This is a genomic window from Maritalea sp. S77 (assembly GCF_049801075.1).
Classification (GTDB): domain Bacteria; phylum Pseudomonadota; class Alphaproteobacteria; order Rhizobiales; family Devosiaceae; genus Maritalea.
Genome location: NZ_JBNAGG010000001.1, coordinates 747043 through 759689, shown reverse-complemented (window position 1 = coordinate 759689; position 12647 = coordinate 747043). Strand labels below are relative to the sequence as shown.

Genomic DNA, 12647 nt, shown 5'->3' with positions numbered 1-12647 from the left:
AGCAACCAAAAATAGCCCCTTTAGTCCCATGAAAAAATCTGTCCTTAAAGTTGAACGCACCGTCTGTCCTCACGATTGCCCATCCACCTGCGCGCTGGATGTGGAGGTTTTGGAAGATGGCACCATGGGCCGGGTGCGCGGGGCGAAGGATGATCCATACACGGCAGGCGTGATCTGCGAAAAAGTGGCCCGATATGCGGAGCGCACGCACCATCCAGATCGCTTGCTGTATCCGCTGAAGCGGGTGGGGGCGAAAGGCGACGGCAAGTTCGAGCGTATCTCATGGGATGAAGCGCTGGATATTGTGGCCGAAAAATTCCTCGCCGCCGAAGACGAGTTCGGCGCAGAAAGCGTGTGGCCTTATTATTATGCGGGCACCATGGGCTATGTGATGCGCGACGGGATTGACCGCCTGCGCAACGCCAAAAACTACTCCCGGCAATATGGCACCATCTGCTCCATGATCTCATGGGCCGGCTATGTGGCGGGCATAGGCCGCTTGCAGGGTGTGAACCCGGAAGAAATGGCGCAATCGGACGTGATCGTGATTTGGGGCACCAACCCGGTGCACACCCAGGTCAATGTGATGACCCATGCCATGAAGGCCCGCAAGGAGCGGGGGGCTAAAATCGTGGTGGTCGATATTTACCGCACCGCCACCATGCAACAGGCCGATATGGGCGTGCTTTTAAAGCCCGGCACCGACGGGGCATTGGCCTGCGCTTTGATGCATATTTTGCTGCGCGATGGCAAAGCCGATCGCGAATATATGAGCAAATACACAGACTTCTCACCCGAGTTTGAATCACATCTTGAAAGCTGGACGCCCGAGCGCGCCGCGGAGATCACCGGACTGGACGTGGCGCAGATCGAAGAGCTGGCCGCTTTGCTGGGCAATAACCCACGCGCTTTCTTCCGGCTGGGCTATGGCTTCACCCGCCAGCGCAATGGTGCCACCGCCATGCACGCCGCGCTGTGCGTGCCCGCCATGCTGGGCGCATGGCAATATGAAGGGGGCGGGGCGTTCCACTCCAACTCAGGCACATGGGGCATCGACAAAAGCCTGATCACCGGATCGGACTTGGCCACCAAGCCCCAGCGCTTGCTGGATATGTGCGAGCTTGGCCCCATCTTGACGGGCGATCAAAAGGCATTGAAAAACGGCCCACCCGTGAAAGCCATGCTGATCCAAAACTGCAACCCGGCTGTGGTGACACCAGATCAGGAACTGGTGCGCCAAGGCTTTAAGCGCGACGATCTGTTTGTGGTGGTGCATGAGCAATTTATGACCGACACAGCCGAACTGGCCGACATTGTGCTGCCCGCCACCATGTTCACCGAGCATGAGGACTTTTACACCCGCGGCGGCCACACCCGCATTCTTTATGGGCCAAAAATCCAAGAGGGGCCGGGCGAAACCCGCTCCAACCATTGGCTGTTCAAGGAACTAGCCAAACGGCTGAACGCCAAGGGTGCAGCCTTTGAAATGGAAGATCGCGAACTGATCGACGAAACGTTCCAAAAGTCCGGCTTTGGCTCGCTGAACGAGGTGGCCGAAGAAGGTTATATCGACCGCGCCGATACAGTGGCCGACGCTCATTATCGCGATGGCTTTGCTTGGGACGATGGCCGCTTCAAATTCGCGCCAGACTGGCCTGCCACGCAAGAGCGCAAAGCAGTAGAATTTGTCTGCGACCCGGCCATTCTGCCCAAATTCGCCGACCATTGGGAAACCATCGAAGCCTGCGACGCGGCGCATCCGTTCCGCCTGGCCACCAGCCCAGCCCGTGCCTTCCTCAACACCAGCTTCACCGAAACCCCCGGTTCGCAAAAACGCCACCCGGAACCCACCGTGTTCGTCCACCCAGACGATGCCGCAGCGCTTAACATCAATGAAGATGATTACGTCACCGTCGGCAACAAACGCGGCGAAGTGGTTCTCAAAGCCAAAATCTTCGACGGCATGCAACGTGGCGTGCTGATCGCCGAAAGTCTGTTTAAAAACAAGGCCCATAAAGGCGGCAAAGGAATCAACACTTTAATCGGCTCCGATCCAGTGCCTCCGTTCGGTGGCGCTGCGTTTCATGATTGTGCGGTTTGGGTGAAGCCATCGCTAGGGTAGAAGGGTGATTTAGACTTGCGCCCGAAGTGTTTGGCTGTACCATCAGGCAATATACTTTGGGGGAGTTTATGCCTTTGAAATTTCTTGAACCTGTTTCTTCCGCGATGGCAGATCGCCTGCGTAATCCAATATATGGCACATTTATTCTGACGTGGCTCGCCACGAATTGGAACCGAATTTTTCTTTTGTTTTTCTCAGAGGAAAAAGCGGAAGTGCGCATCGCGCAATTTTGGAATTCGCTGGATTTTTGGAATGGACTGTTCGCGCCCACGCTTTTTGCAGCTTTTCTGCTGCTCGTGATGCCTTGGCTTGCCGCAGCTTTGGAATTTACCAATCGAAAAGTCAAAAATTGGCGTGTTGATCTTCGATTGGAGCACCGCAGACACGAGGTGGGCAAAGAAATAGAACTTGCGTCTGAAGAATGGAAACTCGCAAGCATTAAAAGCGGAAACGCTGAGTACGAAGAGCTAACCAGCAGATGTGCTGAACTGCAGCGCACGATTGATGAGTTAGAAAACATTTTGGCTGGTTTTACAGAGATTGGTGCATCTCCAGAGCAAGTGAAAAAGGGGCTGGAAGCTGAAAGAGAACACCATCAGTCTGTGCTTAAGATGGTCAATGATCAGTCGGATGAACTGGTAAAGGTGCTGGGAATTTTGCGAAGTGATGAGAATGAAAAGGTATCTAGAGAGCATTGGGACATGCTATCCCGAGTTGCCATAGGCCTGAAAAACATGGTCGATTACGAGATCAAAAGAACTGCTAGCTATTAGTGAGGTGGTATGAATTGTAAAATAGAGTGCTTAAGTATCTAAAATGCTTCGAGCAGCAACAATTTGTTTAGATCCGGTGTGAATTTAAGAATGTAATTGTAAGGCTCTAGCAGGGTCGGCGTGAATAACGCCGCCCTTAAATCTCGTTACTTGATCCAGATTTACGTCGCAGCCGTAGCCTCAATCTCAAACATCAATTCAGGCATGGCCAGCCGTGTGACGCCGAGGAGGGTCATGGGTGGGGCATTGTTGAAGGGGCCGAACTTTTGGCCCAGTAGGTCAAAGTTCTTCAAGGCTTCATCTACATCGGTGGCATAGATGGTCAGGCGGATGACGTGGCCGAGGTTCATGTCGGCGGCTTTTAAAACTTCTTCCAAATTGTCGAGGGCCAAGGCGATTTGCTGGCGCATATCGCCTGCATGTTGTAGGCGGCCTTCGCCATCAACAGCAGTTTGGCCTGCGCAAATCAATTGTCGGCTCGTGCCTTCAATCAGTTCAGCTTGATTGTAGCCGAGTTGAAGTGACCAGGGCCACGGGTTCACAGCGTTTCGTTCCATTTTCATTATCACTTTCAAAAAGCTTGCCTATAATGAGAGGACCGTAGCGACAGTCTGCTGACAGCATGGTGTCAGTAGAGATGTCGTAAGCCTGATAAAAAGGAAGAATTATGCGGCGGGCAGATCGCTTGATTAAACTGGTGCACTTTTTACGCAGTCGACGGCGCGCCGTTACCGCGCAGCAAATTGCCGAAGAATTTGAGGTGTGCACCCGCACGGTTTATCGCGATATTCAGGATTTGGCGGCCAATGGCACGCCCATTGTGGGGGAGGCGGGCATCGGCTATTTGATCGACAAAAGCTATTATATGCCGCCCATCGCCTTTGACGTGGAAGAACTGGAAGCGCTTGGGCTTGGCTTGAGCATGGCCGCGCAATGGACAGACGCGCATTTGGCCCAAAATGCTGAATGTGCGCTCGAAAAGATACGCGCCGTTTTGCCAAAAGATTTGCAGGGCGAGTTGGAGCAGATCACCACCTATTCCATGCCCAACCAAGCGGACGTGCCGTGGGTGATTAGCTTTTCGGACCTTCGCGAGGCCATTCGCAAACGGTGCAAAATCATCATCGACTATACCAATGAAGCGCAGCAAAGCTCTAAGCGCACCTTGCGGCCCTTGGCTTTAATCTATTGCGGGCCGGTTTGGCTGTTGGCGGCATGGTGCGAAAAAAGGGATAATTTCCGAAATTTCCGCTTAGACCGCATCAGCAATATGCAGGATGCAGGTGAACAGTTTGAGGATGACCCTACAAAAAATCTCACCGCCTACAAGGCGCAAGATGGTGTGTGCTGAGCGTCACCCATAAACCTGCCAAAAGAAATAAACCGTCAGCCCCAAGCCATAGATGATCACAAAGCGGCGCACATATATGGAGGGGATCAGATAGGAAAGGCGCGCGGCGAGATAACCGCCGATGGTGGCGCCCACGAGGGCAACAGAACCTTCCAACCAATAGATCGAGCCGCCAATGGCCAGCCGGATCACGGCGGTGAGTGCCACGAGGGTGGAGAGCCACAGCTTGATGCCGTTCATGCCGTTGATGTCTTTATAGCCCGCCAGCACCAGAAACGCCAAAAGGATGATGCCCAGCCCGGCATTGAAAAAGCCGCCATAAAAGCAAATAGCTGTGAGCAACACCGCCGTGCCGATGGCCCCCGCGCGCGCCGCACGCTTGCTGCCGCTGCTGCGTGACACCAGATAGCTGTTCAATTGGCCGCCAAAGCTGAAGGCGAGCACGGCGAACAGCATCAACCATGGCACTATAGTGCTGAATTGCGCGTCCGACACGAGCAACAAAGCCTCGGCCCCGAGATAACCCGCCACAAGCGCGATGATGGAATAAAGCACAAGCCTTTGCCGATTGGCCATGATCGCATCGTAAAAGCCGATGGCGCCGCTGGCATAGCCGGGCAGGCAGGCAAATGTGTTGGTGGCATTGGCGGCCACGGGCGGCACGCCCACCAGCATCAGTGCCGGAAAAATCACAAATGACCCGCCGCCAGCCAAAGCATTTAGCACGCCAGCGCCTAGCCCGGCGAAAAACAGAATGATCCAGTCCAAAATATTGTCCTTTTGATCCAATGATGCGTGCAATAATTATCCAAGGATTGGACAATATGAAACAAAATCGTGCTGTACACGTTTTTGTGTTTGAGATGGGGTTGATAGTTTATCGTAAAATTACGATAAACCAAACTTAACTTATTCAAACCAGCGGGGCGCTTTATGTCAACGGTACAAAACAAGCCAATCGATCTTTATTATTGGCCGACACCTAATGGGTGGAAAATCTCTATCCTTTTGGAAGAGTTGCAGGTGCCTTACAATTTGCATCTGATCAATATTGGCAGCGGCGATCAGTTTGAGCCAGATTTCTTGAAAATCTCGCCCAACAACAAGATGCCAGCAATTGTGGACCCGGAAGGGCCAGGCGGTGAGCCGATTTCGGTGTTTGAATCTGCAGCCATCATGAAATATTTGGCCAAAAAATTCGACAAATTCTATCCGAGCGACGAGCGCGAGCAGGTAAATGTTGACCAGTGGCTATTTTGGCAAATGGGCGGATTTGGCCCAATGCTGGGGCAAAACCACCACTTCAATAAATATGCGCCAGAAAAGCTGCCTTATGCGATGAAGCGCTATACCGACGAAACGCACCGGCTTTACGGCGTGTTGAACAAGCAGCTCGCCGATCATGATTATGTGGCAGGCGATTATTCCATTGCAGATATGGCGATTTATGGCTGGGCCACCCTCTGGGAAGGCCAAGGCATGGATATTGAAGAATTCCCTCATGTCAAAGCATGGTTGGCGCGCTTGGGCGCCCGTGATGCCGTTGCAAAAGGCATGGTGGTTGGCAAAGATGAGCGCGAAAAGGTCAATCTATCTTCGGATAAAGAAGCCCAAAAGGTATTGTTTAATCAGCGCGCAAAATAATCAGTTTGGGTCGAGATCACGGCGCGATCTTGACCCAATCTTCCTTCAGGCACAAAATGCTGTAGAACAAGCAACCCTTCAGCCGAATGGTTTGTGAGTTCGGCATTTTCGCGGTGCCTTCATACATTTTCCCATCCAACGGATTATAAAGCTCGCCCACAAAGGTCTTGGGCTCTTCGCTTTTCGAAAATGTAATCAATAAAATGCCTTCAATCGGACGATTGCGCAGCGTTGGGTCCGGATTGCGTTTGTCGGTTAGCCCAGGCTTAGCCGCCTTGGTTACAGTGCCACAAAATTGTCGGCCGCACCGTTCAATCCGCACTTCAGCGTCCAGCCGCGTGCGCCAAGTGCCCACGGGGTTAAAGGCTTGCGCAAAGCTAACCGTTGCTGGCAGCGTCAAAATGAGCGCCAATGTGAAGCGGAATAAAGATTGTAAAGCGGTCAACTGCATATCCATTTCCAAATACAAGTTATTAAAACATGATTCGCAGCTCGCGAATCCATAAGCTTGCACCGATAAAAATTAGCGCAAAATCAAAATCGATTTTTACAAAGGGGCGTTTCTCAATATTTAATTTTCCCCCGAAAACAGCGCCTTCAAAGCTCTGCATTTGATTATGGCTTCTAAATTATGAACCCATGTTGCAGTTTTCAATAACAACAGATCACAAGACATTGTCAAAATTTTGAAAAAATGGCTTGCATCGACAACAGACAAAAGGTTATTCACGGCCTCGGAGAGGTGGCCGAGTGGTCGAAGGCGCTCCCCTGCTAAGGGAGTAGGCGGTGTAGAGCTGTCTCGAGGGTTCGAATCCCTTCCTCTCCGCCATAAGCCTTGATTTCATTGATCTTTTCGCGATTTTTCAACCGTTGTCATAACCGTGAAAAAATCGCGCCGCCCATTCAAACTATAGTCACCCATAGTTCCCGCTCACATCAGCGTATGAGAATCGGTGTGGTGCTAGGCGGCGCAATTAATGGCAATCCCGGCAGGGCTCGAACCTGCAACCTACGGCTTAGAAGGCTGTTGCTCTATCCAGTTGAGCTACGGGACCAAACTTTTCTAAACAGCGTTCACCCCGTCATGGCTCGTTTCCAACGCCACCAATTCGGCCTGGGCTTCGATCGCCAAACGGCTGAAGGCGCGCAATTCCAAACCACTCAATCCCTCATTCTGGCCAAGCCTTGCGGCGAGCAAATCAACAAAATCTCGTGCTGCCCTTATGTGCGGTTCGGCGTCGCTATGAAATCTTTCAGCTGGTGATTTGTGTGCGGTCATCTTTGCGGCTCCTGATTTTTATGTTGATGTCAACGATAAACATTGATTCAATTGCTGTCAACTAATTTCGTTGAACTCAACACAGGGGCGGTGTAATAGGGTTGATGGCGCGCTTTGGCGCAAAGGCAAATGGGAGTACACAGGCATGACACCTAAGCAATGTAGGGCGGCACGAGCGCTGTTGAAGTGGTCGCAGACAGAACTTGCGGACAAGGCCAATGTTGGCCTATCGACAGTTCGGGATTTCGAAAAAGAACGCCACAAGCCAATTGAGAACAACTTGCGCGCAATGATTGCAGCGCTCGATTCTGCAGGCATCCAATTTCTTGAAACAGGCGACACAGCAGCCGGGCAGGGCGTCGCTTTGAAGCTTTGACATCGCGTTTCGATTTGATATTCTGAATTCTCACCACAGCACAATCCACCACTGCATTTTCTTGAAACAAGATGGTGAGCTGCAATGTGGAAAAAATCAAAGACTGACAATTCTCACGACACCGACCGCCCCTTTACCCCCGACACATTGGCCAAGAGATGGGGATGCTCTGGAAAGCATGTGCGCAACCTCATAGACCGCGGAGAATTGCGATTTTTCCGACTGGGATCGAAATTAATCAGAATTCCGGCAGATGCTGTGAGAGAATTTGAAGGCCAGGCGACAGCAGCAAAACAGGATGCGCCAGTCGAACACGAAGAAGCGCCTCAAGCTGATCCACCCGTTGAGCGCAATAGACTGTCCCCTTTGACGCGTGCGAGGCTGAAGGGTAGGATTCGACGGTCGAGAGAGAACGGTCAGAACTAACGCTGCAATTGTCGCCAAGGTTAGGGTTTGTGGTTTGACTGTAAACGAAAAGGTGGTGATGGCGGATGAATTGGACGTTCTTACAATGTTGTAAGAACAAAGAAAACCCCGCCGAAAGGGGCGGGGTTACAAACGGTCAACGATGCGCTGCTTGATTAGCAGGTCTTAAGTGATTCCATATCAGAATGTACGGCGAATACATCGCTCTCATCCCAATTTTTCCAGCTATCCTGCGCGCAGCGATCAATTAGCGAATCCTTGCGCGGAGGAATAGATTTTATTCTTTCCTTGGCGGCAGCCAAGGCCAATGAAACAGGGTCTGCTTCCATTGATGCTACTGGATCAATATCCAGCTTCCTTGCAGAATTTGCCATGTTATAACTCCTTAGCCAAATATTTGGCTCTTTTATCCCCGTCTGGGGCTTTGTACCCATAACGCTCATATATTGAAGCGTCAAGAGGTTCATTAATTCGGACTTCTTTCGCTTCGACTAGCAATGCGTATTCTTCCGCACAGGCTAATATAGGTAATAGAATGCCCCCTTTAAAGTATGTTGGGGCAAATGACCTTTCTACGAAGTTAACATACAAAGCGGATTTTGACTTGTTGAATTTTCCATAAGCCATTCCTTGTAGTATTTTCTCGTCGCCTATCTCCTGCCAAACCGCGGTGCTAAAATGCGATGGTATTGGCTCGAATTTGTAAGATAGGCGTTGCCAAGAAATGCTAAAGCCGCACCAACCTTCGTCCTCATAGTATTCGTGCCACTCATTATCGGCTATATCTATAGCCTCATCCGTAATTGTGCCAATTGTAAGGCCTCTCCACACCTTTCTCTCGTCAGGGCTTTTTAGGTGCCTGTTGAATCGGTCCACAGCCCGCTTTTGCGCTTCTTGCAACAGCCGTTGATAGAATAACTCATGGTCTTTCATATTGTTCCTTTAGGCGAGTATATGGCTATAAAAAGTAATAAAGCGTATCTACTCCACTCCCAAAGATCAATTTTTACCTCCCCACATCATAAAAGTGGTGTTCTCTCCAAACCTCATTGCTGACGCGCTACGCTTTTCCGGCAACACCAACTAGCTATACCCAGGCGACATACTGTTTGTGCATCCGTGGCAAATCGTAAATCGGAGGTTCTTCGCGTACCGATTAGCCGTTTTGCACTTTGGGCACGACAACAGCCTTTGAAAATCAGGCGCCAAAATCGTTGCGCTTGGATCGTATACTTCCTTCAGCTTTACCAAATCCACTGTTCCGCCATGGCTGCAGGTGTTGCAAGCAACAAGCACTTCATCTTCGTTTTCAAGGTGCGCGTTGATTGTGCTGAGATTGATCACGCAGCCTATTCCATGTCTGGCACATCACCTGCGCGAAACAATTCCACCGGCGCACCATATTCACCTAACTTTGGATCTGCATCCCTAGACCACGCAACAACGCCGGCACAGTCATGAGCCAGTAGCTTGGCATTATTTATGGCTGATTGTTCGGATTGGAATTCCCTTGGCTGAAATGCCGGAATCAAATCACCATCTTCATTTCGATTAAATGCAGCAAGAACGATAAGTTTTGTCATGTCTGTGTTCCCATTTTGCAGTGAGAACAAAATAAGAACTTTTACGGCGGTTGTCTAGGGGTGATTGACGTTGGGCAGGCGGGTAGTTGAGGTGCTATTGACGGGGTTGTTGAGATCGTTGTTATCAACAAGATGGGCCGATTAGACTACTTCAGCTTGTGAATCTGAACTTTTATGCCAATATATCCGTTATAGACTCGGAGCCGCAGGCCACCTGAGAGATTGACTCACAGGCGATTTTCAGCGAAAAGTGGCCGACTTAGGCATTATTTAACCACAATATCAGTTAAATGTTGGCGTTAACTGACAAACAGAACCAACGAATTAAACTGAGGGTATGCAAATGAAATTAGCTCTCGATACGTACAAAGATATTATATTTGGTGACAACTCTCGTCGCATCCACGCCTTGTTCACCTTGGCGCTGTGGACCTGCGCGGGCGCATTCCTGTTTTCAACAATTCTTTATTACATTACACCTTACGACAACCAAGTGGCCCCATTTATTGGTGGCTTGGCGATTTCGGCTGTGGTTGGACTAATCAAATTTAGCTAGAGGCCTATGGCTGTTCCATGGAATTACATTGCCTCACCGGCGGCAACAGTGATCACTGCACTACTGCTGGTGGGGTTCTTCATCGCAACTAAATGCCATCGTGACCATGAAGGCGCCATTTCGCGCAGAAGGCTAGCCAGCGTATTTGGCCTTTCTGCGTCCTTGTATACCTTCCTTGTGTGCGTGTCTTCTGAATTGGTAATCAAAGGTCCACACGTTTCCGAGCTTATCGAACATGGCTTTGGCAATGCTCGCATTTCTTGGCTACTCGCCGCCTTCGTTCTTGATGCTGGCTTTCGCTTATGGCACGAATACGACCTAGCCAACAACGACAAAAAAGCTGTGACTGGCAGCGGAAATCCAAATTGACTTGGCGCGTTCCCAACGCCGAAGCTGACGAGTTAAAAATCATCCGACTGTTAGATGAAGCATATGCTGCCGACATCAGGCGGATTAAAGAAGAACAATCATCAAATGAAAAAAACAAACCGGAGCCCGATCATATATCTGCTGTATTAGATGCAGAATAACGACCATTGCGATCCGAAGCCGTATGCACCATGAAACAACAGCACATTTTTAAAATTATTATTGGCATAATTCCCTTATCCCTATTCCCAACAACAAGTGCCTCCGCCATTGATGTTTGCAAAGGCGGAAATCGTGCGGAACGCAAAGTTACATGCGTTTATGATGGTGATACTGGTTGGGAAAACGGTGTTAAATGGCGAACCCTTGGCATTGATACGCCTGAAATCAATTCAAGCGCATCTTGTGGACGTGAAAACAGATTGGGCCACCAATCCCGCGACAGATTGATTCAGCTGATGAACCAAGGCTACCAAATCCGTTGGAGCGGTAACAGTGGTGGTGCTGGCCGCCAATTAGTTGACGTGTTGACTTTGGACGGTCGCAACACCGCTGATATTTTGAAATCAGAAGGGCTTGCACAGAATTGGCCCAATAACGGGAATATTTGGTGCAATTAGTGACAATTCGCCAGTGAACCTCGACACAGCATCAACGATTTTACCCAAACGCTGAATTGGCCCGTCGCGTTTTAATTGCAATAAATGGCGACTAATAAAACCTCAACTAATCGTAATTGTTTGGCCGGGTTGAGGGGTTAGGTTAAAATACGCTTGATTTTTTCTATTGCTCTTAGTGTAATGCCAGTATGGCTGGAAAATTTAATCCATTTCGCCCAGACAAAATGGTCCCCCCAGGCTTGTTCGCTGGCCGACTTGAAGAAATAGAATATACCGAAAGTTGCATGCTTCAAACAAAGCATGAGAATCCAAAACATTTTATGTTTGTGGGTGAGCGGGGCATTGGAAAGTCATCGCTTATTCTATTTGATCAGTATCTAGGAGAGGGACTTGTTGAAGCCAAAGGAGGACACAAATACAACTTTATTGTTTTGAATGTGTCGCTGCGAAGAGAAGATGATTTTCTGGCGATAATTGATAGAATCGCAAACGCACTAAAAAAACAGATTGAGAAACATGATGTATTCGGCACATTTGTCTTAAAGACGATAGAAATATTGACACGTTTCGAGGCGGCTGGTGTCCGTTACAACCACCAAGTGACCACAAAAAATGAGGCCTTTTTATCTCTTCAAGATGATCTCGAAAACGCCTTTATCAAAATGGCCGACGCTTTTGACGGAATCCTCCTGTTGATTGACGAAGCGGATGCGCCGGATTCTAGCGCTGACTTGGGTTTAATTTGCAAACTTCTAACCGAAGAAATGTCAAAGCGCCAGACTGATCGGCTCTGTATCGGACTTGCTGGACTACCGACCTTGCCAATCAAACTAAGGGAAAGCCACGAATCATCCTTGCGATTGTTTCAAATAATGAACTTAGAGACGCTTGAGAGCGGCGAGCGCGAAATGGTCATCCAGATGGGCCTGAATAGCGCGAACAAAAAAAATGAAGCACCCATAGGCATAACCCCAGAGGCCGAGATATTGATTTCTACTTACTCTGAAGGTTACCCGCACTTTCTTCAAGAGTTCGCTTTTTGTGCATTTGAAGAAGACAGCGATAACATGATCGATAAAGATGATTTTTTCAAAAGTCTTTTCCGAGAAAATGGAGCGTTTGATCAACTCGGGGCAAAATACTTTGACCGAGACTATGCCACACCCGGATCAGATGACTATCGAGAAGTGCTAAAATGTATGTCTGACGGTTATGATGGCTGGATAACGCGTGGCGATATCATTGTTAAAACTGAGTTGAAAGCCAGCACGGTTGACAATGCACTTCGCGCGCTTAAGAAGCAAGGTTTAATCATTCAAGATGATCGCCGTTCTGGACACTATCGACTTCCAACCAGATCGTTTGCAGCTTGGATAAACATTAAAAAGAAGGCAGAATTTGCATAGGTGTAGCAGTCTTACAGACTGCTACAGACTGCTACAGACTGCTACAGACTGCTACAGACTGCTACAGACTCGTGGCACGTTCCGCCGATCTACTTGAGGCAGTTGCCGACCGTATGGGACGAGCCCCCAAGGGGTATGCGCC

General features: G+C 49.6%; 19 protein-coding genes and 2 tRNA genes. 12 read left to right on the top strand and 9 right to left on the bottom strand.

Features of this window, described 5'->3' with window-relative positions:
• Positions 1-28 precede the first annotated feature (28 nt).
• Positions 29-2122: a molybdopterin-containing oxidoreductase family protein gene (locus ACP15Y_RS03555; protein WP_424981623.1), complete on the top strand. Its 2094-nt coding sequence runs from the start codon at positions 29-31 to the stop codon at positions 2120-2122.
• A 68-nt stretch (positions 2123-2190) separates the two neighbouring features.
• Positions 2191-2895 (top strand): hypothetical protein, encoded by a 705-nt coding sequence (locus ACP15Y_RS03550; protein ID WP_424981622.1) that lies wholly within the window; start codon positions 2191-2193, stop codon positions 2893-2895.
• A gap of 161 nt (positions 2896-3056) precedes the next feature.
• Here the strand turns inward: ACP15Y_RS03550 and ACP15Y_RS03545 are convergent, their stop codons facing one another.
• Positions 3057-3452, bottom strand: a complete 396-nt coding sequence (locus ACP15Y_RS03545) for a RidA family protein (RefSeq protein ID WP_424981621.1) — start codon at positions 3450-3452, stop codon at positions 3057-3059.
• Between the two features lie 110 nt (positions 3453-3562).
• Here ACP15Y_RS03545 and ACP15Y_RS03540 point away from each other — a divergent pair, with 110 nt between their 5' ends.
• Entirely contained in the window at positions 3563-4246 is a 684-nt protein-coding gene (locus ACP15Y_RS03540; protein ID WP_424981620.1) for a helix-turn-helix transcriptional regulator, read from the top strand.
• Between the two features lie 3 nt (positions 4247-4249).
• Here ACP15Y_RS03540 and ACP15Y_RS03535 read toward each other — a convergent pair whose 3' ends face one another.
• Positions 4250-5014, bottom strand: coding sequence for a sulfite exporter TauE/SafE family protein (locus ACP15Y_RS03535; protein WP_424981619.1), 765 nt, complete (start codon positions 5012-5014; stop codon positions 4250-4252).
• A 165-nt stretch (positions 5015-5179) separates the two neighbouring features.
• Here ACP15Y_RS03535 and ACP15Y_RS03530 point away from each other — a divergent pair, with 165 nt between their 5' ends.
• Positions 5180-5890 (top strand): glutathione S-transferase N-terminal domain-containing protein, encoded by a 711-nt coding sequence (locus tag ACP15Y_RS03530; protein WP_424981618.1) that lies wholly within the window; start codon positions 5180-5182, stop codon positions 5888-5890.
• Between the two features lie 16 nt (positions 5891-5906).
• On the opposite strand, the gene ACP15Y_RS03525 is transcribed toward ACP15Y_RS03530, so the two are convergent.
• Together ACP15Y_RS03525 and ACP15Y_RS03520 are read right to left on the bottom strand one after the other, a co-directional pair.
• A complete protein-coding gene (locus ACP15Y_RS03525) occupies positions 5907-6341 on the bottom strand; it encodes a DUF2147 domain-containing protein (protein WP_424981617.1) in 435 nt (144 codons plus the stop codon).
• Between the two features lie 22 nt (positions 6342-6363).
• Positions 6364-6501 carry a hypothetical protein gene (locus tag ACP15Y_RS03520; RefSeq protein WP_424981616.1) on the bottom strand — a complete coding sequence of 46 codons (138 nt, stop codon included), beginning with the start codon at positions 6499-6501 and terminating at the stop codon, positions 6364-6366.
• A gap of 125 nt (positions 6502-6626) precedes the next feature.
• Between ACP15Y_RS03520 and ACP15Y_RS03515 the strand changes: the two genes are divergently transcribed.
• Positions 6627-6719 (top strand) — tRNA-Ser (locus tag ACP15Y_RS03515).
• 149 nt (positions 6720-6868) lie between these two features.
• Here the strand turns inward: ACP15Y_RS03515 and ACP15Y_RS03510 are convergent.
• Together ACP15Y_RS03510 and ACP15Y_RS03505 are read right to left on the bottom strand one after the other, a co-directional pair.
• Positions 6869-6945 (bottom strand) — tRNA-Arg (locus tag ACP15Y_RS03510).
• Between the two features lie 8 nt (positions 6946-6953).
• Positions 6954-7169, bottom strand: coding sequence for a hypothetical protein (locus ACP15Y_RS03505; RefSeq protein ID WP_424981615.1), 216 nt, complete (start codon positions 7167-7169; stop codon positions 6954-6956).
• Between the two features lie 145 nt (positions 7170-7314).
• Here ACP15Y_RS03505 and ACP15Y_RS03500 point away from each other — a divergent pair, with 145 nt between their 5' ends.
• Together ACP15Y_RS03500 and ACP15Y_RS03495 are read left to right on the top strand one after the other, a co-directional pair.
• Entirely contained in the window at positions 7315-7545 is a 231-nt protein-coding gene (locus ACP15Y_RS03500; RefSeq protein WP_424981614.1) for a helix-turn-helix domain-containing protein, read from the top strand.
• Between the two features lie 84 nt (positions 7546-7629).
• Entirely contained in the window at positions 7630-7971 is a 342-nt protein-coding gene (locus tag ACP15Y_RS03495; RefSeq protein WP_424981613.1) for an excisionase family DNA-binding protein, read from the top strand.
• 155 nt (positions 7972-8126) lie between these two features.
• Here ACP15Y_RS03495 and ACP15Y_RS03490 read toward each other — a convergent pair whose 3' ends face one another.
• The 3 genes from ACP15Y_RS03490 to ACP15Y_RS03480 form a co-directional block, all read right to left on the bottom strand.
• Entirely contained in the window at positions 8127-8345 is a 219-nt protein-coding gene (locus ACP15Y_RS03490; protein WP_424981612.1) for a hypothetical protein, read from the bottom strand.
• Between the two features lies 1 nt (position 8346).
• The gene (locus tag ACP15Y_RS03485) at positions 8347-8904 is read right to left on the bottom strand and encodes a hypothetical protein (RefSeq protein WP_424981611.1); all 558 of its coding nucleotides are present in this window, start codon (positions 8902-8904) and stop codon (positions 8347-8349) included.
• A gap of 416 nt (positions 8905-9320) precedes the next feature.
• Positions 9321-9554, bottom strand: a complete 234-nt coding sequence (locus tag ACP15Y_RS03480; RefSeq protein WP_424981610.1) for a hypothetical protein — start codon at positions 9552-9554, stop codon at positions 9321-9323.
• A gap of 343 nt (positions 9555-9897) precedes the next feature.
• On the opposite strand from ACP15Y_RS03480, the gene ACP15Y_RS03475 reads away from it, so the two are divergent.
• The 5 genes from ACP15Y_RS03475 to ACP15Y_RS03455 all read left to right on the top strand — a co-directional run bounded on the left by ACP15Y_RS03475 (position 9898) and on the right by ACP15Y_RS03455 (position 12505).
• Positions 9898-10110, top strand: a complete 213-nt coding sequence (locus ACP15Y_RS03475; protein WP_424981609.1) for a hypothetical protein — start codon at positions 9898-9900, stop codon at positions 10108-10110.
• Between the two features lie 6 nt (positions 10111-10116).
• Positions 10117-10479 (top strand): hypothetical protein, encoded by a 363-nt coding sequence (locus ACP15Y_RS03470; protein ID WP_424981608.1) that lies wholly within the window; start codon positions 10117-10119, stop codon positions 10477-10479.
• A complete protein-coding gene (locus tag ACP15Y_RS03465) occupies positions 10476-10640 on the top strand; it encodes a hypothetical protein (protein WP_424981607.1) in 165 nt (54 codons plus the stop codon). The genes ACP15Y_RS03470 and ACP15Y_RS03465 overlap by 4 nt, the downstream gene beginning before the upstream one ends.
• Before the next feature lie 30 nt (positions 10641-10670).
• Positions 10671-11099, top strand: coding sequence for a thermonuclease family protein (locus tag ACP15Y_RS03460; RefSeq protein WP_424981606.1), 429 nt, complete (start codon positions 10671-10673; stop codon positions 11097-11099).
• A gap of 188 nt (positions 11100-11287) precedes the next feature.
• Entirely contained in the window at positions 11288-12505 is a 1218-nt protein-coding gene (locus ACP15Y_RS03455) for an ATP-binding protein (protein ID WP_424981605.1), read from the top strand.
• Positions 12506-12647 lie beyond the last annotated feature (142 nt).